Annotated in this window: 23 protein-coding genes and 1 pseudogene; 23 read left to right on the forward strand and 1 reads right to left on the reverse strand. The window is 70.0% G+C overall.

Translation table 11 applies throughout. From position 1 onward, the window contains the following. Positions 1-4 precede the first annotated feature (4 nt). The 21 genes and pseudogenes from NZH93_RS37590 (at position 5) to NZH93_RS37690 (ending at position 20,810) form a co-directional block, all read left to right on the forward strand. Complete coding sequence (locus NZH93_RS37590; protein ID WP_259628059.1) at positions 5-2,374, forward strand: [protein-PII] uridylyltransferase; 2,370 nt, start codon at positions 5-7, stop codon at positions 2,372-2,374. 196 nt (positions 2,375-2,570) lie between these two features. Further along, positions 2,571-3,113 (forward strand): AAA family ATPase, encoded by a 543-nt coding sequence (locus NZH93_RS37595; protein ID WP_259628060.1) that lies wholly within the window; start codon positions 2,571-2,573, stop codon positions 3,111-3,113. Between the two features lie 59 nt (positions 3,114-3,172). Beyond that, positions 3,173-4,717 carry a signal recognition particle protein gene (gene ffh, locus NZH93_RS37600; protein ID WP_259628061.1) on the forward strand — a complete coding sequence of 515 codons (1,545 nt, stop codon included), beginning with the start codon at positions 3,173-3,175 and terminating at the stop codon, positions 4,715-4,717. A 13-nt stretch (positions 4,718-4,730) separates the two neighbouring features. Further along, positions 4,731-5,801 carry an amidohydrolase family protein gene (locus tag NZH93_RS37605; protein ID WP_259628062.1) on the forward strand — a complete coding sequence of 357 codons (1,071 nt, stop codon included), beginning with the start codon at positions 4,731-4,733 and terminating at the stop codon, positions 5,799-5,801. 353 nt (positions 5,802-6,154) lie between these two features. Then, positions 6,155-6,871, forward strand: a complete 717-nt coding sequence (locus NZH93_RS37610; RefSeq protein WP_259628063.1) for a CPBP family intramembrane glutamic endopeptidase — start codon at positions 6,155-6,157, stop codon at positions 6,869-6,871. Between the two features lie 15 nt (positions 6,872-6,886). Beyond that, positions 6,887-7,666 carry a CPBP family intramembrane glutamic endopeptidase gene (locus NZH93_RS37615; RefSeq protein ID WP_372506974.1) on the forward strand — a complete coding sequence of 260 codons (780 nt, stop codon included), beginning with the start codon at positions 6,887-6,889 and terminating at the stop codon, positions 7,664-7,666. After that, complete coding sequence (locus NZH93_RS37620) at positions 7,663-8,427, forward strand: LamB/YcsF family protein (RefSeq protein WP_259628064.1); 765 nt, start codon at positions 7,663-7,665, stop codon at positions 8,425-8,427. The genes NZH93_RS37615 and NZH93_RS37620 overlap by 4 nt, the downstream gene beginning before the upstream one ends. A gap of 155 nt (positions 8,428-8,582) precedes the next feature. Next, complete coding sequence (gene rpsP, locus NZH93_RS37625; protein WP_259628065.1) at positions 8,583-9,020, forward strand: 30S ribosomal protein S16; 438 nt, start codon at positions 8,583-8,585, stop codon at positions 9,018-9,020. Further along, positions 9,017-9,256, forward strand: coding sequence for an RNA-binding protein (locus NZH93_RS37630; protein ID WP_025360511.1), 240 nt, complete (start codon positions 9,017-9,019; stop codon positions 9,254-9,256). Before rpsP ends, NZH93_RS37630 begins: the two co-directional genes overlap by 4 nt. Before the next feature lie 26 nt (positions 9,257-9,282). Further along, positions 9,283-9,801, forward strand: coding sequence for a ribosome maturation factor RimM (rimM, locus tag NZH93_RS37635; RefSeq protein WP_259628066.1), 519 nt, complete (start codon positions 9,283-9,285; stop codon positions 9,799-9,801). Next, positions 9,791-10,543, forward strand: coding sequence for a tRNA (guanosine(37)-N1)-methyltransferase TrmD (gene trmD / locus NZH93_RS37640; protein WP_259628067.1), 753 nt, complete (start codon positions 9,791-9,793; stop codon positions 10,541-10,543). Before rimM ends, trmD begins: the two co-directional genes overlap by 11 nt. Before the next feature lie 168 nt (positions 10,544-10,711). Continuing rightward, positions 10,712-11,071, forward strand: coding sequence for a 50S ribosomal protein L19 (gene rplS / locus NZH93_RS37645; protein WP_259628068.1), 360 nt, complete (start codon positions 10,712-10,714; stop codon positions 11,069-11,071). Between the two features lie 34 nt (positions 11,072-11,105). Then, entirely contained in the window at positions 11,106-12,044 is a 939-nt protein-coding gene (gene lepB, locus NZH93_RS37650) for a signal peptidase I (protein WP_259628069.1), read from the forward strand. 37 nt (positions 12,045-12,081) lie between these two features. After that, positions 12,082-12,996: a signal peptidase I gene (gene lepB, locus NZH93_RS37655; RefSeq protein ID WP_259628070.1), complete on the forward strand. Its 915-nt coding sequence runs from the start codon at positions 12,082-12,084 to the stop codon at positions 12,994-12,996. A 9-nt stretch (positions 12,997-13,005) separates the two neighbouring features. After that, positions 13,006-13,800, forward strand: a complete 795-nt coding sequence (locus tag NZH93_RS37660) for a ribonuclease HII (RefSeq protein ID WP_259628071.1) — start codon at positions 13,006-13,008, stop codon at positions 13,798-13,800. Then, positions 13,800-14,123 carry a DUF2469 domain-containing protein gene (locus NZH93_RS37665; RefSeq protein WP_259628072.1) on the forward strand — a complete coding sequence of 108 codons (324 nt, stop codon included), beginning with the start codon at positions 13,800-13,802 and terminating at the stop codon, positions 14,121-14,123. Before NZH93_RS37660 ends, NZH93_RS37665 begins: the two co-directional genes overlap by 1 nt. A 229-nt stretch (positions 14,124-14,352) precedes the next feature. Next, positions 14,353-14,712, forward strand: coding sequence for a YraN family protein (locus tag NZH93_RS37670; protein ID WP_259628073.1), 360 nt, complete (start codon positions 14,353-14,355; stop codon positions 14,710-14,712). Continuing rightward, positions 14,712-16,235, forward strand: a complete 1,524-nt coding sequence (locus NZH93_RS37675; RefSeq protein ID WP_259628074.1) for a YifB family Mg chelatase-like AAA ATPase — start codon at positions 14,712-14,714, stop codon at positions 16,233-16,235. Before NZH93_RS37670 ends, NZH93_RS37675 begins: the two co-directional genes overlap by 1 nt. 1,405 nt (positions 16,236-17,640) lie before the next feature. After that, complete coding sequence (gene dprA / locus NZH93_RS37680; protein ID WP_259628075.1) at positions 17,641-18,795, forward strand: DNA-processing protein DprA; 1,155 nt, start codon at positions 17,641-17,643, stop codon at positions 18,793-18,795. A gap of 33 nt (positions 18,796-18,828) precedes the next feature. Beyond that, positions 18,829-19,806, forward strand: a complete 978-nt coding sequence (locus NZH93_RS37685; RefSeq protein ID WP_259628076.1) for a tyrosine recombinase XerC — start codon at positions 18,829-18,831, stop codon at positions 19,804-19,806. A gap of 160 nt (positions 19,807-19,966) precedes the next feature. Continuing rightward, positions 19,967-20,810 (forward strand): annotated as a pseudogene (locus NZH93_RS37690) (FliA/WhiG family RNA polymerase sigma factor). A 176-nt stretch (positions 20,811-20,986) separates the two neighbouring features. Here the strand turns inward: NZH93_RS37690 and NZH93_RS50990 are convergent. Continuing rightward, a complete protein-coding gene (locus NZH93_RS50990) occupies positions 20,987-22,498 on the reverse strand; it encodes a M23 family metallopeptidase (RefSeq protein ID WP_308214288.1) in 1,512 nt (503 codons plus the stop codon). 349 nt (positions 22,499-22,847) lie between these two features. Between NZH93_RS50990 and rpsB the strand changes: the two genes are divergently transcribed. Then, positions 22,848-23,705, forward strand: coding sequence for a 30S ribosomal protein S2 (rpsB, locus tag NZH93_RS37700; RefSeq protein ID WP_259628078.1), 858 nt, complete (start codon positions 22,848-22,850; stop codon positions 23,703-23,705). 118 nt (positions 23,706-23,823) lie between these two features. Then, a complete protein-coding gene (gene tsf / locus NZH93_RS37705) occupies positions 23,824-24,639 on the forward strand; it encodes a translation elongation factor Ts (protein WP_259628079.1) in 816 nt (271 codons plus the stop codon). Positions 24,640-24,732 lie beyond the last annotated feature (93 nt).

Consider the following 24,732-nt stretch of genomic DNA (forward strand, 5'->3'; position numbering starts at 1 on the left):
CCTGATGGACAGCGTCTCGGCCGAGGCGAACTCTGGTTCGGAGATCGTGACCGCTGACGACCTGGTGAAGGCCCGCGACAGACTGCTGGTGCCCGGTCGCAAGCGGCTCACCGGGGAACTCCTCCGCGAAGCTCTGGTCGACCTGCACGAGTTCTGGCTGACCGCGCACGCCGCGAGCGCCGGGGTCACCGGGCCCGGCATGGCGCTGGTCGCCGTCGGCGGCCTGGGGCGGAGGGAGCTGGTGCCCTACTCCGACCTGGACCTGGTGCTCGTCCACAACGGCCACAAGGGGATCGACGCGATCGCCGACAAGCTCTGGTACCCGCTGTGGAACTCCGGCGTCGGCCTGGACCACTCCGTGCGCACGGTCGGCGAGGGCCTCCGGGTCGCGGCGGGCGACCTGCGGACCGCGCTGGGCCTGCTCGACGTCCGGCACCTCGCGGGTGATCCCGAGGTTTCCCAACGACTCGCGGACAGCGCGCGCCAGGCGTGGCGCTCGAACGTCCGCACCCGGCTCGACGAGATGAGCGAGTCCGCGCAGCGCCGGTGGGCGCGCAGCGGCGAGATCGCGCACCGCGTCGAACCCGACCTCAAGCACGGCCGCGGCGGGCTGCGCGACATCACGCTCCTCGACGCCCTGTCCGTCGCCCAGCTCACCGACCGCGCCTCCGTCGAGGTCAACGACGCGCGCAGGCTGCTGCTGGACGTGCGGACCGAGCTGCGCCGCGTCGCCCGCAAGCCGCGGGACGTCCTCCGCGCCCAGGACGGCGACGAGGTCGCCGCCGCGCTCGGGCTCGCGGACCGGTTCGCGCTGGCCCGCGCCCTCTCGTCGGCGGCCCGCACGGTGGTCTACGCGGTGGACGTCGCCATGCGCACCGCCCGCGCCGCCGCCCCGAAGCGCGGGCTCGGCGCGTTCGCCAGGTCGCCGCTGCGCCGCTCGCCCACCCGCCGTCCGCTGGACGAGGGCGTGGTGCTGCACGGCACCGAGGTCGCGCTGGCCCGCGACGCCATGCCGAACCGCGACCCGGCGCTGCTGCTGCGGGTCGCGACGGCCGCCGCGCGCAGCAAGCACCCGATCGCCGCGGGCACGTTGTCGCGGCTCGCAGACTCCGCGCCGGAGCTGCGCCAGCCGTGGCCGCGCGAGGCCCGCGAGGAGCTGCTGGCGTTGCTGGGCAGCGGTTCCGGGCTCATCGACGTGGTGGAGGCGCTGGACCGCACCGGCCTGTGGGGGCGGCTCTTCCCCGAGTGGGGCGCGGTGCGCGACCTGCCGCCGCGCGACGCCGCGCACATGTGGACGGTCGACCGGCACCTCGTGCAGGCCACGGCCCACGCCGCGCGGCTGGCGACCACGGTGTCGCGGCCGGACCTGCTGCTGCTCGGCGCGCTCGTGCACGACATCGGCAAGGGGCGGCAGGCGGACCACTCCGAGGTCGGGGCCGCGCTCGCGACGCAGATCGGCGAACGCCTCGGCCTGTGGCCGCACGACGTGGAGACGCTGGCCGCGCTGGTCCGCCACCACCTGCTGCTGCCGCACACCGCGACCCGCCGCGACGTCGAGGACGACGCGACCGTGCACCGCGTGGTCGACACCCTCGGTGGCGATCCCGTGCTGCTGGAACTGCTGCACGCGTTGGCGGAGGCCGATTCGCTGGCCACCGGTCCCGGCGTGTGGACGGACTGGAAGGCGTCGCTCATCGCGGACCTGGTGCGGCGCTGCCGCACCGCGATGGCGGGCGACCCGCTGCCCGCCCCGGAGCCGCTCGACCAGGAGCAGCTCGAACTGGCGGCCGGGGTCGCCAAGTCGGACAAGCCGGACGTGCTGATCACGCCGGTCGACGGGGCCGCGCTCGTCACGATGGTCGCGCCGGACCGGCCGGGTGTCCTGTCGCGGGCGGCGGGCGTGCTCGCGCTGAACTCCCTGGAGGTGCACGCGGCGACGCTGCGGGCGCACGAGGGGTCCGCGGTCGACGTGTTCACCGTGTCGCCGCGGTTCGGTTCGCTGCCGGACGTCACCCTCCTGCGCGAGCAGTTCTCCAGGGCCGTCGACGGGTCGCTGGCCCTGGCGGACAAGCTCGCCGCCAAGGAACGCGACTACGGCGGCCCGCCGCAGGACCCGCCACCCGCCAAGGTGCTGTGGTTCGACGACGAGGCCACCGGCGCCGTCGTGCTGGAACTGCGCGCGGCGGACCGGATCGGGCTGCTGCACCACGTCGCCGCCTCGCTGGAGCAGTGCGGCGTCGACATCCTGTGGGCCCGCGTCGCGACGCTCGGCGGCACGGTCGTGGACTCGTTCAGCCTGACCACCGCCGACGGCGACCTGGACGCGCCGCTGCGCAAGAAGATCGAACGGCTGGTGCTCGCGGCGTCCCGGTGAAGTTTGCGTAGTTCTGCGCACAACCGATCGGGGTGCTCACGCTCCCGGCCGCTCCCGCGACCGGGCAGGCTTTGACCTGCGACCCGAGGGGGGTGCGGGGCGCACCGGTGAGGGGGCGGCCCATCGAGGGGTTGGGCCGCCCCCAACTTCGGATGAACCGGACTAGTAGGACGAACGTCCTCCTACTATGGAGCTGATGACTGCCGTCGCGGTTCGGCCACGTTCTCTCGTTGTCCTGGCCGGTTTGCCGGGGGCGGGCAAGAGCACCTTGTTGGCGCGCCTCGAATCGGGGGGAGCGCCCGTCGTGGTGCTCGACTCCGACCAGGTGCGGGCCCGCCTGCGCGCTTCGTTCCCGGCGAACCTGCCCTACCGCTACTACCGCCCCCTGGTGCACCTCGTGCACCGGATGAGGGTCCTGCTCCTCGCGATCAGCGGTACCGGACTGCTGGTCGTGCACGAACCGTCGACCAGGCCCACGACCAGGGCGTGGCTCGTCCTGATCGGCGTGCTCACCGGCCGCCACCGGCAGTTCCTCTGGCTCGACGCCACCCCCGAGCAGGCCATGGCGGGCCAGGTCGAACGCGGCAGGCTCGTGCGGGGCGGCTCGTTCGCCAGGCACGTCCGCCGCGCCGCCTGGCTGCGCGACCGGTTCGCCGAGGGCTGGGTGCCGCGCGGGTGGCACTCGATGACCGTCCTGACCCGCCGGGACCGGGTGCGGCTGTCCGTGACACCCGACTGATCCCGTGCGGCTACGCTGGTCGGTGCTCCATCCGACGACGTGCGAGGTCTGGCGGCACCGTGTTCAACACCCTTTCCGACCGGCTCACCTCGGTCCTGCAAAATCTGCGGGGCAAGGGGCGGCTGTCCGACGCAGACATCGACGCCACCTGTCGTGAGATCAGGGTGGCGCTGCTGGAGGCGGACGTCGCGCTGCCCGTGGTGCGGACGTTCATCGCGAAGATCAAGGAGCGCGCCAAGGGCGCGGAGGTCTCCGGCGCGCTGAACCCGGCCCAGCAGGTCATCAAGATCGTCAACGAAGAGCTGGTCGGCATCCTGGGCGGTGAGACCCGCAGGCTGAACCTGGCGAAGAACCCGCCGACCGTGATCATGCTCGCCGGCCTCCAGGGCGCGGGCAAGACGACCCTCGCGGGCAAGCTCGCGAAGTGGCTGCGCGGCCAGGGCCACACGCCGATGCTCGTCGCGTGCGACCTCCAGCGCCCGAACGCGGTCAACCAGCTCCAGGTCGTCGGTGAGCGCGCGGGCGTGCCCGTGTTCGCCCCCGAGCCCGGCAACGGCGTGGGCAACCCGGTCGACGTGGCCCGCCGCGGCATCGAAGAGGCCCGGCGCGCGCAGCACGACGTCGTGGTCGTCGACACCGCGGGCCGCCTCGGCGTCGACGCGGAGCTGATGAAGCAGGCCAAGGACATCCGCGACGCGGTGGAGCCCGAGGAAGTCCTGTTCGTCGTCGACGCGATGATCGGCCAGGACGCGGTCAACACCGCGCAGGCGTTCGCCGACGGCGTCGGGTTCACCGGTGTCGTGCTGACGAAGCTCGACGGCGACGCCCGCGGTGGTGCCGCGCTGAGCGTCCGCGAGGTCACCGGCCAGCCGATCCTCTTCGCGTCGAACGGCGAGAAGCTGGAGGACTTCGACGTCTTCCACCCCGACCGGATGGCGAGCCGCATCCTCGGGATGGGCGACGTGCTGACCCTGATCGAGCAGGCCGAGCAGGCCTTCGACCAGGAGAAGGCCGAGGTCGCCGCGCAGAAGATGGGGTCCGGCCAGCTCACGCTGGAGGACTTCCTGGAGCAGATGCTCGCCATCCGCAAGATGGGTCCCATCGCGAACCTGCTGGGCATGCTCCCCGGCGCGGGCCAGATGAAGGACCAGCTCGCGATGCTGGACGAGAAGCACCTCGACCGCGTGCAGGCCATCATCCGCGGCATGACGCCCGCCGAGCGCGACGACCCGAAGATCATCAACGCGTCCCGCAGGCTGCGCATCGCGAACGGCTCCGGCGTGAAGGTCAGCGACGTCAACGACCTCGTCAACCGCTTCTTCGACGCCCGCAAGATGATGTCGCAGATGGCCGGCCGCTTCGGCATGCCGGGCGGCGGTGGCGGCAAGACCAACCGCAAGGGCAAGAAGGGGAAGAAGGGCAAGGGCAGCGGACGCGGCCCGACCCAGCCGAAGATCAAGGGCGGCTTCCCCGGCATGTTCCCCGGCGGCATGCCGGGCATGCCCCCCGGCGCGGGCGGCGCCCCCGAACTGCCTCCGGGCCTCGGCGGCTTGAACGACCTGCCACCCGGCTTCGACCCGTCGAAGTTCAAGTTCGACAAGTGACGGCGGTCGTCGCATGAGCGGGATGCACCTGCGCGGCGTCGTCCTCCCGGACGGCGACCAGCGCGACCTGTGGGTGGTCAACGGCCGCATCAGGACCCGCGAGGTTCCCGGCGCGCGCACCGTCGTGGACGGCGGCTACCTCCTGCCGGGCCTGGTGGACGCGCACTGCCACGTGGGCATCGGCCCGAAGGGCCCGGTCGACCTGGCCGAGGCCGCGACGCAGGCTGAGGTGGACCGCGACGCGGGCACCCTCCTGCTCCGCGACTGCGGCGCCCCGCTGGACACCCGCCCGCTCCAGGAGCGCTTGGACCTCCCGAGGATCATCCGAGCGGGCAGGCACCTGTCCCGCCCGAAGCGCTACGTCCCGTACCTGGGCACGGACGTCGAGGACCCGGCCGACCTCCCGGCGGCCGTGGCCGAGCAGGTCGCCTACGGCGACGGCTGGGTCAAGCTGGTCGGCGACTGGATCGACCGAGCCCAGGGCGACCTGGCCCCCCTCTGGGAGGACGACGTCCTCACCGAGGCGATCAAGGTCGCCCACGAGGGCGGCGCCAGGGTCACCGCGCACGTCTTCGGCGAGGACGCCCTACCGGGCCTGCTCAAGGCGGGCATCGACTGCATCGAACACGGCACCGGCCTCACCGACGACACCATCAGCCTCATGGCGAGCACCGGCGCGGCCCTGGTACCCACCCTGGTCAACATCGAGACGTTCCCCGGCATCGCCAACAGCGCCGCCAAGTACCCGACCTACGCCACCCACATGCGCTCCTTGCACGCAGGCGTGAGCACCACGGTCGCCAAGGCGATCGAAGCGGGCATCCCCGTCTACGCAGGCACGGACGCGGGCGGCGGCATAGCCCACGGCCTGATCGTCGACGAGATCGAAGCCCTGCACCGCGTAGGCATGACCACCGACCAGGCCATCGCAGCAGCCTCGTGGTCAGCAAGAACGTGGCTCGGCTACCCCAGCCTCACCGAGGGCTCAGCAGCAGACGTAGTCGTCTACGACACCGACCCCCGCACAGACCTAAACGCCCTGAGGCACCCCAAGCTGATCATGCTCAGGGGTCGCATCCACTAGCCAACAGTCCCACCCCCTATCTCTTGCCCCACCGGACTACCGCCACCAGCCCCACCGCCCCACCCACGAACTCGCGGCCCTAATTCCCAACCCCCACCCACCGCACCACACGGGTAGCGCCCACACCCCTCCCGTGCCCCCGATCCACAGCGCCCTTCGTGCCCGTCAGGCCTTGTCAAGGCATCTTTCCCGCCTTGACAAGGCCTGACGGGCATCGAAATAATTGCGCGACCGGGGCGCCACCCCCTCACCCAACCCGCCCCCCACCCAGACGCGACCCACCAAGCACCCCCCGCCTCCATCCGGGTTGACCTGTTCGGTCCCCAAGGTCAACCCCCAGTACGTTCGTGCAGGTGGAGGAACCAACCCCCGAACGCGCCCACTGGGCGTTCGCAGCCTTCTTCACCGGCTTGGCCGGCTACTACCTGTCCACCTTCGCCGTGACCGCCCTGACAGCCGACCGCTTCGAGCAGTTCGACGTCAGCAGCCCCCCGGTCCTGGGCCCCCTCCTGCTCCTCCTCTTCCTCCCCAACGTCCTCCTCGGCGCGGGCCCGGCCGTGATCTCCCGCCTCAGAGGCGCGGGACCCACCCAGGACTTCGGCCTCAAACCCACCTGGCGCGACGTCAAGGTGGGCTTGGCCTGCGGCGGCCTGTCCCTCCTGGTGGCCTGGGTGGTCGGCGTCCTCCTCCTCAGCGTCCGCAGGGACACCGCCGACACCAGGTCGGCCCTGGAGGACATCGGCCTCCTCTCGGGCGGCAAGTCCGTCTGGCTGGCCGTGGCCGCCCTCTTCGTCTTCGCGGGCGCCCCGATCACCGAGGAACTCCTCACCAGGGGAGCCCTCTGGAAGGCGCTGGAGCACTACCGCGTGCCCCGCACCACGATCCTCGTCCTGACGGCGCTGATCTTCGCGTTCCTGCACGAGGAGTCGTGGCGCACGCTCGGGCTCTTCGCCCAGGGCGTGGCGATCGGCGCGGCGAGGATGATCACCGGACGCACGTCGTCCAGCATGGTGGCGCACGCCACGAACAACCTGCTCCCAGCGGTTTACCTGTACGCGGGCGCCTCCTGATTAGGGTGATGACTCGTGAACCCACCGCTCGAACCCCCACCGCAGGGGCTGTTGGCCAGTGTCCGCGCGGTGAGCCGGGAGCCCGAACCCGAACGGGAGGGGCAGCGCTGGGGTTTCGGCGCTTTCCTGCTCGTCGAGGCCGTCTTCATCCTCAGCGCGGTGTTCATCACCGCCATCGCCAGCACATCGGGAGCCGACCTCTCCAGTTCGATGGCGTTCCTGCTGATCGGCTCGATCGTGCCGACGGTGCTCGCGGCGGCCGTGGCCGTCGTGATCACCCTCGTGCGCGGCAACGGGCCGTTGATCGACCTCCGCCTGGAGTGGAACTGGGCGGACGTGAAGGTCGGCCTCAAGCTGGGCGCGCTCGGCATGGTGCTGACCTACGTCGCCGCGATGGTGTGGGCGCGGTTCGTCGGCAACCAGAACGCGACGTCCACGATCGGTGAGCTGGTGGACGGCACCACGATGCCGGTGTCGGTGGCCGTGGTGATGTTCCTCTACGTGTGCTTCGTCGGCCCGGTCTGCGAGGAGCTGATCTACCGCGGCCTGCTGTGGGGCGCGATCGAGCGCCAGGGCTGGAGCAGGTGGGCGGCGTTCCTGCTCACCACGCTGATCTTCGCGGCCAGCCACCTCGAACCGCTCCGCACGTCGCTGCTGATCGTCATCGCGCTGCCCATCGGCATCGCCAGGCTGATCACCCGCAGGCTGACCGCCAGCGTGGTCGCGCACGTCGTGAACAACTTCCTGCCCGGCCTGACGATCCTGCTCATCGCCGTCGGGGTGATGCCCGCGTGATCGACCTCAACAGCGACCTCGGCGAGGGGTTCGGCGTCTGGCGCCTCGGCGACGACGACGCGCTGCTCGACGTGGTGACCAGCGCGAACGTGGCCTGCGGTTTCCACGCGGGGGACCCGTCGACCATGCGCAGGGTGTGCGCCGCCGCCGCGGAGCGCGGGGTGTCGGTCGGCGCCCAGGTGTCCTACCGGGACCTCGCCGGGTTCGGCCGCCGCTTCATCGACGTCGACCCGGCGGAGCTGGCCGACGAGGTGCTCTACCAGGTCGGTGCGCTCGACGCGTGCGCCAGGGCGGCGGGCACGGCGGTCGCGTACGTGAAGCCGCACGGAGCCCTCTACAACGCGGCCGTGCACCACGAGGCGCAGGCGCGGGCCGTGGTCGACGGCGTCCGCGCGTTCGGCGCCCTGCCCGTGCTCGGCCTGCCGGGTTCGCGCCTGCTGGCCGAGGCCGAGGCCGCCGGGCTGCCCGCCGTGACCGAGGCGTTCGCGGACCGCGGGTACACGCCCGAGGGGGCGCTGGTGTCCCGCCGGGAGTCGAACGCGCTGCTCACGGACACCCCGGCCATCGTCGACCGGGCCCTCCGGCTGGCCGAACGGGGGGAGATCGTCGCCGTCGACGGCACGGTCCTGAACACCGGCGCGGCGTCGCTCTGCCTGCACGGCGACACCCCCGGAGCCGTCGCGCACGCCCGTGCGGTGCGGGACGCGCTGACCTCCGCGGGGGTCCATCTGGTGGCTTTCGCCCGACCGATTCGGCCGTAGCGGAGGCCGTCTGGCAGAATGGACTGTTGTTCGCCGAGGCCGGACCCTCTCACCGTGCTGTGGCGCCATGTTCTTTGGGCTTTCCCACCCGTGCCCCACTCGGGTGACGAGCGCCCGCACCTTGGTAAACGAGAGCTTGAGGAGTACCAGTACCCGTGGCCGTCAAGATCAAGCTTCAGCGGCTTGGCAAGATCCGTCAGCCTTACTACCGGATCATCGTTTCGGACGCTCGCACCCGCCGCAACGGCAAGGCCATCGAGACGATCGGCAAGTACCACCCCAAGGAGGAGCCGTCGTTCATCGACGTCGACTCCGACCGGGCGCAGTACTGGCTGGGCGTCGGCGCGCAGCCGACCGAGTCCGTCCAGCGCCTGCTGGAGATCACCGGTGACTGGCAGAAGTTCAAGAAGCTGCCGGGCGAAGAGGGCACGCTGAAGGTGAAGGAGGCCAAGACGTCGAAGGCCGACCTCTTCGCCGCCGCCCTCGCCGCCGCTTCGTCGGAGCCGATGGCCGAGGCCACCACCCCGAAGAAGAAGTCCGCGAAGAAGGCTGACGCGGAACCTGCCGCCGAGGCGCCCAAGGACGAGGCGTGAGTTTGTTGGCTGACGCCCTCGAACACCTCGTTCGTGGCATCGTCGACCACCCGGACGACGTCCGGGTGACCTTGGTCACCACTCGTCGCGGTCGCACCCTCGAGGTGCACGTCCACCCGGACGACCTCGGCAAGGTGATCGGGCGCGGCGGTCGCACCGCCACCGCCCTGCGCACCGTCATGGCCGGTATCGGTGGCCGTGGCGTTCGCGTCGACGTGGTCGACACCGACCGCTAGCCACAACAAGCACACAGAAGTAGGGCATGGACGTCGTCGTCGGCCGCGTGGCCAAGGCGCACGGGATCACCGGCGAACTCGCCGTTGACGTGCGCACCGATTCACCCGAGACGCGGTTCGCGCTCGGTTCGGCACTGGTCGCGAAGCTGCGCGATGGGACGACGCGCACCCTCACCGTCGCAGCCGCCCGGAACCACTCCGGGCGGCTGCTGGTGCGTTTCGAGCAGGTGCTGACCAGGGACGTCGCGGAGTCGCTGCGCGGCACGCTGCTGCTGGGCAGCACGGACGACCTGCCGCCGACCGACGACCCGGACGAGTTCTACGACCACGAGCTCGAAGGCCTGGTCGTGGAGATGCTCGACGGGACGAAGGTAGGCACCGTCAAGGAGATCGCCCACACCGCGGGTGCCGAGCTGCTCGTCGTCAACCGCGAGGGCGGCGGCGAACTGCTGGTGCCGTTCGTGCGGCAGATCGTGCCGACCGTGGACGTCAAGGGCGGCAAGGTCGTCATCGACCCGCCGGAGGGCCTGCTCGATGCGGATTGACGTTCTGACGATCTTCCCCGAGTACCTCGACCCGATCAGGGCCGCGCTGCTCGGCAAGGCGATCGACAAGGGCTTGATCAGCGTCGACGTGCACGACCTCCGCGACTGGACGCACGACGTGCACAAGGCCGTGGACAACAGCCCGTACGGCGGCGGTCCCGGCATGGTGATGCGGCCGCAGGTCTGGGGCGACGCGCTCGACCAGGTGTGCGCCGGTGACCCGGCGCCGCGGCTGGTCGTGCCGACCCCGGCGGGGCGGCCGTTCACCCAGGCGCTGGCGCACGAGTACGCGGCCGAGCCGCGGCTGGTGTTCGCCTGCGGGCGCTACGAGGGCATCGACCAGCGCGTGATCGACGACGCGTCCACCCGCATGCGCGTGGACGAGGTCTCCATCGGCGACTACGTGCTCGTCGGCGGCGAGGTGGCGGTGCTGGTGATGGTCGAGGCCGTCGTCCGCCTGCTGCCCGGCGTGCTCGGCAACCCGCGCTCGGCGGCGGAGGACTCGTTCTCCGACGGCCTGCTCGAAGGGCCGAGCTACACCCGTCCGGAGGTGTGGCGCGACCTGTCGGTGCCGGACGTGCTGCTGTCGGGCAACCACCGGCTGATCGACCGCTGGCGCCGTGACCAATCGCTCGAACGGACCCTGCACAGGCGTCCTGAGCTGCTCGAAGCCCTTCCTGAGGAATCCTTCGACAAGCACGACCGGGCCCTGCTCGACCGACTGCGGTCGGTGGAGGAGTAGGGTCGATTTCATTCCGGAGGTGCCCATCTGGCACACTGGACAGGTTGCTGCAGCCGGTTATTCGTTCCGGCGCGCGCCGCAAGCCCGCCCCCAAGGTGTCGCACTCTGAAGCTGCATTGCGCTCTGGGGGAGTACGCGAGACATATTGAGGACGAGGACGGACCACCGATGAACACCCTGGACGCTCTTGACGCCCAGTCGCTGCGCTCCGACATCCCCAGCTTCCGGCCGGGCGACACGCTGAAGGTTCACGTCCGGGTCATCGAGGGCACGCGCGAGCGGGTCCAGGTGTTCCAGGGCATCGTGATTCGCCGCCAGGGTGGCGGGATTCGCGAGACCTTCACGGTTCGCAAGGTCTCCTTCGGTGTCGGCGTCGAGCGCACCTTCCCGGTGCACTCCCCGAACATCGCGGAGATCGAGGTCGCGACCCGTGGCGCCGTGCGCCGCGCGAAGCTGTACTACCTCCGGGATCTGCGCGGCAAGGCCGCCAAGATCAAGGAGAAGCGCACCGCCAAGCCGGGTGCCTGACAGCGTCTCGCATCCCTACGCGTAGCCTGCCTACGTGGCAGACCCCGTGCGTTCGTCCGCTGACGGCAACGATTCAGATCCCCAGGGTGAAGATCGTGTCAGCGACCCAGCCGTAACCCCCGAGGCCGAGTTCGAGTCCATTCCGGACTCGGCCGGGGGTGGCAGGTCCAAGGCGAAGAAGAAGACCCCGCTGTGGCGTGAACTGCTGATCCTCGCGGGGACCGCACTGGTGCTCACCTTCGTGATCCAGACGTTCCTGGCGCGGGTCTACGTGATCCCGTCGGCGTCGATGGAGCAAACGCTGCACGGGTGCCCCGGCTGCGTGAACGACAAGGTGCTGGTCGACAAGCTCACCTACGACTTCGCCGACATCTCGCCCGGTGAAGTGGTCGTGTTCCGCGGCCCCGACTCGTGGGGCCAGAACGACATCCAGTCCAACCGTTCGGACAACCCGGTCGTCGCCGCGCTCCAGAGCGCCGCGTCCGTGGTGGGCCTCGCGCCGCCGGACGAGCGCGACTTCGTCAAGCGCGTCATCGCCACGGGCGGCCAGACCGTCCAGTGCTGCGACGACAAGCACCGGCTGATCGTCGACGGCAAGCCCCTCGACGAGCCGTACATCTACTGGCAGCCGGGCACCGGTCCCGAGGACCACGAGCCGTTCGAACCCGTGAAGGTCCCCGAAGGACACCTTTGGGTGATGGGTGACAACCGCACGAACTCCACCGACTCCCGCAAGCAGGGTGGCGGCGGCGTGGCGGGCACCGTCCCCGAGGCGAACGTCATCGGCAAGGCCCGCGTCATCGTCATCCCGCCCTCACGCTGGGGCGGGATCAGCGACCACAACCCCCAGTCGATCGCCATCGGCGCCCCGGAGTGGCAGCGCGGTTTGCCCGCCGGTGTCGCAATCGCGTCGGCGTGGCCGGTTCTGTTCCTGGGTCGGCGACTGCGCGATCGGCTGTTCACCCGTCGCTGAACCGGGTTCACACACAACGTCTGGGTACTCTGAGCGGGTGGTAGACGTAGTGCCCTCCCGAGGCCCATCCGATGAAGACCCCTATCGCTCCAGCGATGAGGAGGCCGTCGAGGCCTGGCGGGAGCGTGCGCGGAAAGCCCAGAAGGGCAAGCGCAAGGGTTCGTTCTGGAAAGAGCTGCCGATCCTGGTGGTCGTGGCCTTCGGGCTCGCCTTCCTGATCCAGACCTTCCTGGCGCGGGTGTACATGATCCCGTCGGAGTCGATGGAGCAGACGCTGCACGGCTGCAACGGCTGCTACGGCGACCGCGTGCTGGTCGACAAGATCACGTACGACTTCAGCGAACCCGCTCCCGGCGACGTGATCGTCTTCCACGGGCCGCAGAGCTGGCAGAACGACTTCGTGACGGCGGAGCCGACGAACGCGTTCCAGAAGGGCCTCCAGGGGCTCGGCGCGCTCATCGGCCTGCCCTCCGCCAGCCAGGAGGACTTCGTCAAGCGCGTCATCGCCGTGGGCGGCCAGACGGTGAAGTGCTGCGACGACAAGAACCGGGTCACCGTCGACGGCAAGCCCCTCGACGAGTCGTACCTGTACTGGGAACCGGGCCGGAGCACCGTCCAGGAGTCGTTCGCCGACCTGACGATCCCGAAGGGCTTCCTGTTCGTGCTGGGCGACAACCGCAACGACTCGTGCGACTCGCGGTGCCAGGGCGACGGCCGGGAAGGCGGGCTCGTGCCGATCGACAACGTCGTGGGCAAGGCGCGCGCCGTCGTGCTGCCACCCTCGCGCTGGCAGGGCGTCACGGACCACAACCCGCAGTCCCAGGTCGTCGCCATGGGCGCCCCGTCCTGGCAGTCCGCGCTCCCCGCGGGCGTCGGCATCGCCTTCGCGTGGCCGGTGCTGTTCCTCGGCAAGCGTGCGCGGGCCAGGTTCCGCCGCAAGACCCTGGGATAGGGTCGTCGGGTGATCCGCAACCCACCCCGCGTGGTCGTCCGGCGGGACGCCGGGATCTGGGCCCTGCAAGCCGCGCTGGACCGCCGTGGACTCGGCCCCGTCGCCGGGGTCGACGAAGCGGGCCGCGGCGCGTGCGCGGGCCCGCTGGTGGTCGCGTCGTGCGTGCTGAAGCCCAAGGACGCGGCGCGCTTCGAGGGGCTGACGGACTCCAAGCTGCTCACCGCCGCCGCCAGGGACCGCATGTACGACGTGGTGCTGGCCCGCGCGGTGGACTACACGGTCATCGTGATCCCGGCCGCCGAGGTCGACGGGATCGGCGTGCACGTGGCGAACATCGAGGGCATGCGGCGGGCCGTGGCCCAGTTGTCCGGCCACCCCGGTTACGTGCTGACGGACGGGTTCCGGGTGCCGGGCCTGACCGCGCCGAGCATGCCGGTGGTGAAGGGCGACCGGGTGGCCGCGTGCGTCGCCGCCGCGTCGGTGCTCGCGAAGGTCACCAGGGACCGGATCATGTCCGGCCTGCACGGCGAGCTGCCGGTCTACGGCTTCGACGTCCACAAGGGGTACTGCACCGCCGTGCACACCTCCGCGCTGGTGGAACACGGCCCGAGCGCGGAGCACCGGTGGTCGTATGCGAACGTGGCGTCAGCCGCGATCCGGCACGGACTTGAGCCGCCACACCGTGTGGCGCGCAGTGTGGCCGCGATCGGCGTGGTCCAGAATGGGGCACCCCCGGTTGCGGGGGCGGCAGGGCTCGCGACGAGGAGGGGCGCGGATTCGATGATTACCCGCGCGGAGGCGTAATGAGTGCAGAGGATCTCGAAAAGTACGAGACCGAGATGGAGCTGTCGCTGTACAAGGAGTACCGCGACATCGTCAGCCAGTTCTCGTTCGTCGTGGAGACCGAACGGCGGTTCTACCTCGCCAATTCGGTGGACGTGCAGGTTCGCAACGCGGACGGCGAGGTCTACTTCGAGGTGCGCATGTCCGATGCCTGGGTGTGGGACATGTACCGCCCGGCCAGGTTCGTGAAGAACGTCCGCGTCATCACGTTCAAGGACGTGAACGTCGAGGAGCTGGACAAGCCCGACCTGCGGCTTCCCGAGGGCGGCCCGTTCGACACGTGATCCACCGGCGCACGCCGACCTCGGTCTTCAGGGGACCCCTCCGCTGGTGGAGGGGTCCCCTGAAGGCTGTCCGCACTAGCACACCCGTCCGACAGTTCGCGCTGATCAGGCCGTTGAAGATCGCGACCTGTCCACAGCCCCGGTAGTTGTCCACAGTTCCGGGATTCCCCCTGGCCGCTCCTCGCCCCCCTGGGCAGAGTCGAACCAGACGACCGAGGGGGAACGACAGATGGTGGACGTGGCCGAACGCACCCTGGGCAGGCAGGGCGAGGACCTGGCGTGCGAGTACCTGGAGCGCCTGGGCCTGGTGGTCCTGAGCCGCAACTGGGCCTGCCGCGACGGCGAGCTCGACGCGGTGTGCACCGACGGCGACCAGTTGATCGTGGTGGAGGTCAAGAGCAGATCCGGTGTCGCGTTCGGCGGCCCGCTGGAGGCCGTGACACCGGAGAAGCTGGCCCGCGTCCGCAAGGCGACCCAGCGCTGGCTGATGGCGTACCGCGTCGGCTGGGTGTCCATCAGGTACGACGCGATCTCCGTCCTCTGGACACCGGAGGGTGAAGTTCGGCTGCACCACCTGAAAGGCTTGTGATGGGCCTCGCGAGGGCGTGGTCTGTCGCCCTGTTCGGGGTCGACGGCGTCGTGGTCGAGATCGAGGCCGACGTCGGCGCGGGCACCGTGAAGACCCAGCTCCTCGGCCTCCCGGACGCGGCGCTGCACGAGTCGAAGGACCGGGTCCGGGCGGCCATCCGCAACAGCGACCACACCTGGCCGACCCAGCGCGTGACGCTGGGCCTCTCGCCCGCGGCGCTCCCTAAGGGCGGCGCGGGTTACGACCTGGCGCTGGCGTCAGTGGTACTGGCCGCCGCGAACTCCGTTCCGGCCGACCGCTTGGCCGACACCGTCCTGCTGGGTGAGCTGGCGCTGGACGGCAGGCTGCGCGGCGTTCGCGGTGTGCTGCCCGCCCTGCTGGCCGCGAGGCGGGAGGGTTTGCGGCACGCCGTCGTCCCGGTCGAGTCCCTGCCGGAGGCGTCGCTGGTGGAGGGCTTGACCGTCCGCGGAGCCGCCAGCCTGACCGAGGTGGTCGCGTGGCTGAGGGGCGACGACACCGCACTCCACCCGGCCCCGCCCCCGGACGCGCCGCCACCACCCGGTTCGGCCGACCTGGCCGACGTCCTCGGCCAACCCGAGGCGCGCTGGGCACTGGAGGTGGCCGCGGCGGGCGGGCACCACCTGCTCCTCAGCGGCCCGCCGGGCACCGGCAAGACGATGCTCGCCCAACGCCTTGGCGGCCTGCTGCCACCCCTCACCACCTCGGAAGCCCTGGAGGTCACCGCCATCCACTCGGTGGCGGGCCTGCTTTCCACCGAGGCACCGCTGGTGGCGGCCCCGCCGTTCATCGCCCTGCACCACTCCGCCTCCGTGGCCGCCCTGGTGGGCGGCGGCACCGGCCTGGCCAAACCCGGCTCGGCCAGCAAGGCCCACCGCGGCGTCCTCTTCCTGGACGAGGCCTGCGAGTTCAGCAGAACCGGTCTCGACGCCCTCCGCACCGCCTTGGAGGAGGGCGAGGTCCGCCTGGCCAGGCAGGCGGGCACGGTCCGCTACCCGGCCCGCTTCCAGTTGGTGCTGGCCACCAACACCTGCCCCTGCGCCCCACCGAAGGAGGTCGACTGCACCTGCACCCCCAGAGACCGCCGCAGATACCAGGCAAAACTCTCCGGCCCTCTCCTGGACCGAGTCGACCTACGCGTGAAGATGCGCCCCCTGATAGCCATGAACGGCGCCGAACTCACCACCCCGGAACCCACAGCCGTAGTGCGCGCCCGCGTCCTCAAGGCCCGCACCAGAGCAGCAGAACGCTGGTCCGCCCACGGCGAACCGTGGCGCACCAACGCAGAAGTCCCAGGCCCGTCCCTACGCAGAGAATTCGCCCTACCCCGCCCCACCACAGCCCTACTCGACAGAGCCCTCTCCACAGGTTCCCTAACAGGCCGCGGCGCAGACCGCTGCATCCGAGTCGCCTGGACCCTCGCAGACCTAGCAGAAGCCCCCAACCCAACCGCAAACCACGTAGCAGCAGCCCTCGAATTCCGCGAACGCCGCTCCCTGTACTAACCACTCCACCAACCAACAGCCCACCGACCGGCCACTCCACCAACCAACAGCCCGCCTACCGGCACTCCACTTACTGGCCACTCCGCCTTCTGGCCACTCCGCCTTCTGCGGTCCCAGCTACTGGCTGCTCCGACTACGGGCCGCGCTAGCTACTAGCGCCGCTCCGGCTACCGGCCACTCCACCTACGGGCTGCTCCACCTACGGGCTGCCCAACTACCGCTGCCCACCTACCGACTGCTCCGACTACAGGCCGCGCTAGCTACTGCTGCTCCGGCCACCCGCCGCTTCACCTACCAGTCGCTCCGATGGCGGGCTGCTCCACTACGAACCGCCCCACCGACTAACTGCTCTGGCTACCGACCGCTCCAGCTGCAAGCCATTCCACCTATTGGCCGTTCCCGTTTTCTGGCCATCCCCACCCACTGGCCATCCCCACCTAACTGGCTACTCCCGCCTACTGGCTGCCCCCACCGACCAGCCATTCCCTCTGACCACCATCGCTGGCTACTGGCTGCCCCCACCGACCGACCATCCCGCTTTCCAGCCAGCACCACTTTCAGTCGCCCACCGACCGATCCCACCGACCAACTCAAGCCAACCCACCGCGTTCTACCCACCACGCCCCAACCACTCCACCTCTGACAACTTCACCGCCGCACTTCGAGGCATCCGAATCGCTGCATTGCCTAGGTTCGAACGTCTGAGCTGCTCGGCTGTCTGAGCGCACCGCCGTCGAGCTTCGCGATGTCCAACCCGCTCCACCTTCAGCTCGCCGCACTGCCTGGCCTCACCCTGGCTGGCCTTGCGACGTCCGCACCGCTCGTCCGCCCTAATTGCGCTCTACCAGCCCCAGCCGAGCCCACCCACCCCTAGCCTTCTCGGCCCGTACCTCGCCAGCCTGCGACGCGGCCCCCCACATCCGCGTCGCCCGGCTTCCTACCGATCCGGCAGCAGTCCCCCGGCGCCCCCGGCGCCTAACCACTGCCCTCAATCGTCGCGAAAGCCACCCGCCAGATGACCCTCCCAACCACCACCCACTCAACCCACCCACGATCCCCAGCACTACGCCAAACCACGGTTTCCGCACATCTGCGTCAACCACGCCAAGCCGCCCAATCCCCAACCCCATTTGCCCTTCACCCCTGCCCCATTCGCAGCTCCACCAGACCACCCACGATCCGCCAACGCCTTCCTTCCCCACCTCGCTGCCCTGTCTCTCCTCGCCCCGCCGCCCCGCTCGCCTCCCCACCTCGCCTTCCCGCCCCCTCACCTTTCCCTGCCGCCCCCTCGCCTTCCCGCCCCGCCGCCCCACCTCACCAACACCTCGCCCCCAACCGTTCCCACCCATCCACCCACCGCCAAACAACCAGCACTGGCAACAAGAACCCACCACCGGAGATCGTCATGAGCCTTGATCGCGTTCGGCTGGCCCGCGCCTACCTCTCGCGCGTCGCGGAGCCTCCCGCGCCCGCGCTGGCCGCGTTCGTCGCCGAAGAAGGTCCGGTCCGGGCGGCTGAACTGGTCAAAGCGGGCAAGGTTCCGTCGAGCGTGGAAGGGCAGACGTCGGCGAGACGGGCGGAGGATCGGGCGGCTGATGATCTGCGGCGGGTCGCGGAGGTGGGTGGGCGGTTGGTCGTTCCGGAGGACGACGAGTGGCCTGAGTGGCCGTTCAACGCGCTTGTGCTCGCTGCCGCGCAAGGGTTGCGGTGCGGGTTGGCGCCGTTGGCGTTGTGGGTGCGCGGCAAGGCGAACGTGGCCGAGTTGGCCGAACGGGCGGTCGCGGTGGTCGGGTCTCGTGCGGCCAGCGGGTACGGGCAGCACGTCGCCGCGGAGTTCGGGCACGGGCTCGCGGAGGCGGGCATCGTGGTGGTGTCCGGTGCGGCGTACGGGATCGACGGGTGCGCTCATCGCGGCGCGCTGTCCGCTGGTGGCGTAACCATCGCGGTGCTGGCCTGCGGGGTGGACGTCGCTTACCCCGCCGGGCACGCCGGGTTGATCGCGCGCATCCCCGAGCGCGGCCTGGTGGTCAGCGAGTACCCGCCGACGCACACGCCAGCGCGGCACCGGTTCCTGACGCGCAACCGGCTCATCGCGGCGCTCGGTGACGGCACGGTGGTCGTCGAGGCGGGTCGGCGCAGCGGGGCGAAGAACACGGCGGCTTCCACGTCCGCGCTGGGGCGGGTGTTGATGGCGGTGCCGGGGCCGGTCACGTCCGTCAGTTCCACCGGCTGCCACGACCTGTTGCGGTCGGGGGAGGCCATCGCCGTCAGCACCGTCGCGGAGGTGATCGAGTCGACGGGACGGCTGGGCGTCGACCTGGTCGAGTCGACGCGACGGTCGGAGACCACGGTCGGTCCGCCGCAAGGTGACGCGGTTCGGGTGCACGAAGCCTTGGGGCTGGTGGGCGGGAACAGCGCCGACGTGATCGCGGTCGAGTCCGGAGTCGCTTTGTCGACAGTCCGCGCTCTGCTGCCCGCTTTGGAGATGGCGGGACTGGCGGAACGGGTCGATTCCGGGTGGAAACGCTCTCATGCCCAGGACAGGTGTGGCGATGCTTGACCAAGGGCCACCGAAGGCGCAGCGTCATGGCCTATGTCCCTGCCGCCGCCCGCACGGACTCGTCGTGTCGACCTCGTCCGGTCGCGTGCCGAGCTGCCCGAGGACGTTCGCGCGGCCCTGGACTCGTACGAGCGTCACCTGGCTTCGGAGCGTGGTCTTTCGCCGCACACGGTGCGTGCTTACCTGGGTGACGTGGTGGGTCTCGTGGTGCACGTGGCCGCGGGGGACTCCGCTGACGCGACCGTCGAGTCGATCGACCTCGCCGCGCTCCGCTCCTGGCTGGCGGCGCAGCTCGCGGCGGGGGCCAGCCGCACGACGATGGCGCGCCGAGCTGCGGCTGCCCGCACGTTCACCGCCTGGGCGACCCGCGCGGGCCTCCTCGCGGAGGACCCCGGACCGCGGCTTTCCGCGCCTCGTCCGCACCGCACGCTGCCCGCCGTGCTGCGCCAGGACCAAGCCGAAGCTGCGATGACCGTCGCAGATTTTGCAGCGGAGAATGGTGATCCGGTTGCGCTGCGTGACCAAGCCGTGGTGGAGTTGCTCTACGCAACGGGCGTTCGAGTCGCCGAGTTGTGCGGTCTCGACCTCGACGACGTGGACTACTCCCTGAGGGTGATTCGAGTTCTTGGCAAGGGCAGTCGCGAACGCGCCGTGCCGTTCGGCGTTCCGGCCGAACGTGCGGTACGGCGTTGGGTGGAACGAGGCCGATCGGCGCTGGTCAGCGCCGATGCGTCGAAAGCGCTGTTCCTGGGGGTCCAAGGTCGACGTCTCGATTCCCGTACCGCCAGGCGGGTTGTTCACGATGTAGTGGGTGCGGTACCAGGTACGGCCCCGCTCGGGCCGCACGGACTTCGCCACTCAGCGGCGACACACCTCTTGGAAGGGGGAGCGGACCTGCGCACAGTCCAAGAACTCCTTGGTCACGCTACGCTCGCAACAACTCAGCTCTACACACACGTCACTGTCGAACGGCTGAAGGCGATCCATGACCGAACCCACCCCCGTTCCTGACGTCGCAGGGGGAGGTTCGCGGACCGCAACCGTGAACTCCCCGACTGCCGCGCACGTCGGAACCACGTCGGAGGCGCACACCCCGGCGGGGACCAACGGTCACCGCATCGACGGTGACCCCCTCCCAAACGGGAGTGCCGTGGCGAACGGCCATGCCGTCATGCTCGCGCCCGCGACGCGCAACGGCTCCCAGCGCCCGGCTCACCCGGCGTCCGAATCACGCACCGCGGACGACGTCGAAGCCGGGATCATCGCCCTCTGGCAGAAGTACGGGAAGTCGCACGAGCAGGTCGTCCGCGACCGACTGGTCCTGCACTACGCACCGCTGGTCAAGTACGTCGCCGGCCGAGTCGGCACGGGCCTGCCCGCCCACGTCGACGTCGGCGACCTGATCCAGTCCGGCATCTTCGGGCTGGTCGACGCGATCGAGAAGTTCGAGTTCGAACGCGGCCTGAAGTTCGAGACCTACGCGATGCAACGCATTCGCGGCGCCATCCTGGACGACCTCCGCTCCCAGGACTGGGTTCCCCGTTCGGTCCGCTCCCGCGCGCGGGACGTGGAACGCGCGCTGGAACGCCTCGGCGGCCAGTTGCAGCGCACACCGACGGACCGCGAACTGGCCGTCGAACTCAAGATCGGCCTCGCGGAACTGCGCGAGCTCTACGCCCAGTTGCAACTCACCAGCGTCGTCGCGCTGGACGAACTGATCGCCGCAGGCCGCGGGGGTACCGGAGCAGGCGCCTCCTTAGCCGAGTCAATACCCGACAACCACGCGGAAGACCCGGTCGCGACCCTCGTCGACCTGGACAGCCGCCGCCAACTGGCCGACGCCATCGCCCAGCTCGCCGAACGCGACCGAGTGGTGGTCACCCTCTACTACTTCGAGAACCTGACCCTCGCCGAGATCGGCAAGGTACTGGGCGTCACCGAAGTCCAGGGTTTGCCAACTGCACACGCGAGCGGTGCTCCGCCTCCGCACCAAGCTCAACGAGCAGACGGACTGACCACCTCCGGTGATCACCGCTAGTCGACTGTGGCCGGAAGCCCACACTTCCGGCCACGACCAGCTCCACCACCGGGAACCACGGAGTTCCCGTCGCGCACCAGGCCTCTGCTCGACCGACCTCGCTTAACCCTTTCGTTCGGCGACTGACGTCGCGCTCGACATCGTGGTTCTGCCTCACCCTTCGTGATCGTGTCCTCGGTTGAGCTGGACGTGCCGAACTTGCCGTGGTGGTGCACGACCAGGTGTTGCCGCAGGTGGGAGTGGTAGCAGGCGGATTCGGCCGGGGGAGACCAGTCTGATCGGGTTGAGGTAGACCTGGCCTCGTCGGGCGCCCCAGTGCAGGCAGGCTGGGATCGGACAGCCCTCGTGACCTGGCAGGAGGGTGCCGAGCGGTTCGCCGCGCCTGATCGGATCGCCGGTGCGGACTGTCGGGCTCACCGGCTCGTACGTCGTGCGCAAGCCGCCGCCGTGAACCACCGACACCACCGGCCGGTCGCCCACCTCCCCTGCGAAGAGCACGGTGCCGTCACCGGCTGCCAGTACCGGCTCACCTGCGGATCCGCCCAGGTCAACGCCTCGATGGCCAGGACCATATGGGGTTGTTGGCGCGCTGAACGCGCGGAGGACGGGGTGCGGTGGCGCGAGTGGCCAGCCGTAGACGCCTCGACGGGCTTGCGCCGAGGTCGGGGGTGCCAGCGACGCCACGAGAACACCGGCCAGCAACGCCACGAGCACGCTGGCCAGCGGGGATGGCAGCACGGACGTGGTCAGCGGCCCGGTCAGCGGTCTGACCGGAGGGTTGGGCAACGGCCCAGACAGTGGCCTGGTCAGAGGGTTGGGCAGCGGCCCGGTCGGCAGCCTGGCCGGAGCCCCGAGCCGTGGGCGAACCACGTCGGACTGGACCGCAGGCCACATCGCTGAGCGAACTAAGTCGGATTGGGCTGCGGGCCACGTCGCGGGGCGAGCCAGGTCGGATTGGGCTGCGGGCCACGTCGCGGGGTGAACCAGGTCGGACTGGACTGGGGGCCACGTTGCGGGGCGAGTCAGGTCGGACTGGACTGGGGGCCACGTTGCGGGGCGAGTCAGGTCGGACTGGACTGGGGGCCACGTTGCGGGGCGAGTCAGGTCGGGCTGGACCGCAGGCCACATGGCCGGGCGAACCACGTCGGGCTGGACCGCAGGACACATCGCTGAGCGAACCACGTTGGACTGGACCGCAGGCCACATTGCCGGGCTAGCCAGGTCGGACTGGGCTGCGGGCCAGGTTGCTGGGCGAAGCGCCGACCTGGCTGTTGGTCGACTTGGTAGTGCGGCAGGCGGGCTGGATGTCAGTCGGGTGGCTAGTCGAGTTGCCAGGTGAACCGTGCTGGACAGTGCGAACCGGACCACTGGCCAATCCGCCAACCCGGTTGTTGGCTGGGCCACTGGCCAAAATGCCGACCTGGTGCTGCGGAGCCGAGCGGGCCGAAGCGGTGGCTCGACCGCCAACGTGACCGCTGGCGAGGTCGTAAGCCGGGCCGTCGACCGACCTGTCAGCCAATGGAGTGTTCGGGCTGCGAGTAGCCGGGCGAGCCGGAGCACTGACTGCTCCGCCAACCCCCCGGCTCGCGGCAAGCGCCGACAACGCCCCACCGCACCCCTAGTCTGGAGCGGTCCGAGCGGGTGGCGGGCGGGTGATGTGCGCATGGGTTCACGGTGCGGTGTGGGCTGTGTCGGTGCCAGCGCGAATATCGGATCTGTGGACAACCACCCGGCCTGTGGACAACCGGAGGCCCCGGTTCGGAGATCGGGCCTCTTCGGCGTACACTTGTTTCACGCCCCGTCTGCGTACGGGACGACTTCGCGTGCCACTGCTGATCCGATCCCTTTCGAGTGTGGTCGAGTCACGGCGTCCGGCGGTCCCAAAGGTCAATTTTCTTCGGGTCTGGACGGCGGCAGGGCACTAGGGCGGTGTGCCATCCCGGCTCGCCGCGACAACCGGAATACGCGCGCCGGCCGGTCCGGTGCGCCTGATCGAAAAGGTGCGAACCCGGCTATGGCCGTCGTCACCATGAAGCAGCTGCTCGACAGCGGCGTGCACTTCGGGCACCAGACCCGTCGCTGGAACCCGAAGATGAAGCGCTACATCTTCACCGAGCGCAACGGCATCTACATCATCGACCTCCAGCAGACGCTGACCTACATCGACCGGGCGTACGAGTTCGTCCGCGAGACGGTCGCGCACGGTGGGTCGATCCTGTTCATCGGCACCAAGAAGCAGGCGCAGGAAGCGATCGCCAGCGAGGCGCTCCGCGTCGGCATGCCGTACGTGAACCAGCGTTGGCTGGGCGGCATGCTCACCAACTTCTCGACGGTGCACAAGCGCCTCCAGCGCCTCAAGGAGCTGGAGTCGATGGAGCAGACCGGCGGTTTCCAGGGTTTCACCAAGAAGGAAATCCTGATGATGAACCGCGAGAAGGACAAGCTGTCCCGCACGCTGGGCGGCATTCGCGACATGGCCAAGGTGCCCTCCGCGGTGTGGATCGTCGACACCAAGAAGGAGCACATCGCCGTCGGTGAGGCGCGCAAGCTGCACATCCCGATCGTCGCGATCCTGGACACGAACTGCGACCCGGACGAGGTCGACTTCCCGATTCCGGGCAACGACGACGCGATCCGCTCCGCGGCGCTGCTGACCAAGGTCGTCGCCGAGGCGGCCGCCGCCGGTCTGATGGCCCGCTCGGGCGCGCGCAACAACGCGGCCGACGGTGACGACAAGCCGGAGCCCGGCATCGACGAGCCGCTGGCCGAGTGGGAGCAGGAGCTGCTGACCAGCACCACCCCCGAGGCCGCGGAGGCCACCCCGGCCGCCGAGACCGCCGAGGCGCCTGCCGAGCAGCCCGTCCAGTCCTGATCCAGCGGGTGCGCCACGCCCGTGTGAACAACGGGCGTGGCGCGCTCAGCACCAACTCGCGCGTAACCCACGTCGGCCCCGGCCGACATCGGACCGCAGAAGGAACGGAAATCGCACGATGGCGAACTACACCGCCGCTGATGTGAAGCGCCTCCGCGAGCTCACGGCCGCGGGCATGATGGCTTGCAAGAACGCGCTCGAGGAGACCGACGGCGACTTCGACAAGGCCGTCGAGATCCTGCGGATCAAGGGTGCGAAGGACGTCGGCAAGCGCGCTGGCCGCACCGCCACCAACGGTCTCGTCACGTCCGAGGACGGCGTGATGGTCCAGGTGCTGTGCGAGACCGACTTCGTGGCCAAGACCGACGGCTTCCAGGAGTTCGCCGCCACGGTCCTCGCGGCCGCCAAGGCTTCCCGCGCCAACGACGTCGCGACCCTGCTGACCAGCGAGATCGACGGCAAGACCGTCGCCACGGTGGTCGAGGAGTACTCGGCGAAGCTGTCCGAGAAGCTGGAGGTCGGCAACGTCGCCGTGTTCGACGGCACCGTCACCACCTACCTGCACCGCCGCTCGGCGGACCTGCCGCCCGCGATCGGCGTGGTCGTCGAGTACACGGGTGACAACGAGTCCGTCGCCGCGGACACCGCGAAGCAGATCGCGGCCATGCGGGCGAAGTACCTGACCCGCGAGGACGTCTCCGACGAGCTGGTCGCCAACGAGCGCCGCATCGCCGAGGAGACCGCTCGCGAAGAGGGCAAGCCGGATGCCGCGATCGCCAAGATCGCCGAAGGCCGCGTGAACGGCTTCTTCAAGGACGTCGTGCTCCTGGAGCAGGCCTCCGTGAAGGAGTCCAAGAAGACCGTCAAGGCAGTGCTGGACGAGGCCGGCGTAGCGGTTACCCGCTTCGCCCGGTTCGAGGTCGGCCAGGCCTGATTCGCGTGAGGGCGGGGTTGCAGCGCATCGCAACCCCGCCTTCGCCGTGTCCAGACCCCCAGCGCCGCGAGGAGGACCTGTGAGCGAAGACGT

Source organism: Umezawaea endophytica (assembly GCF_025061645.1).
Classification (GTDB): Bacteria; Actinomycetota; Actinomycetes; order Mycobacteriales; family Pseudonocardiaceae; genus Umezawaea; species Umezawaea endophytica.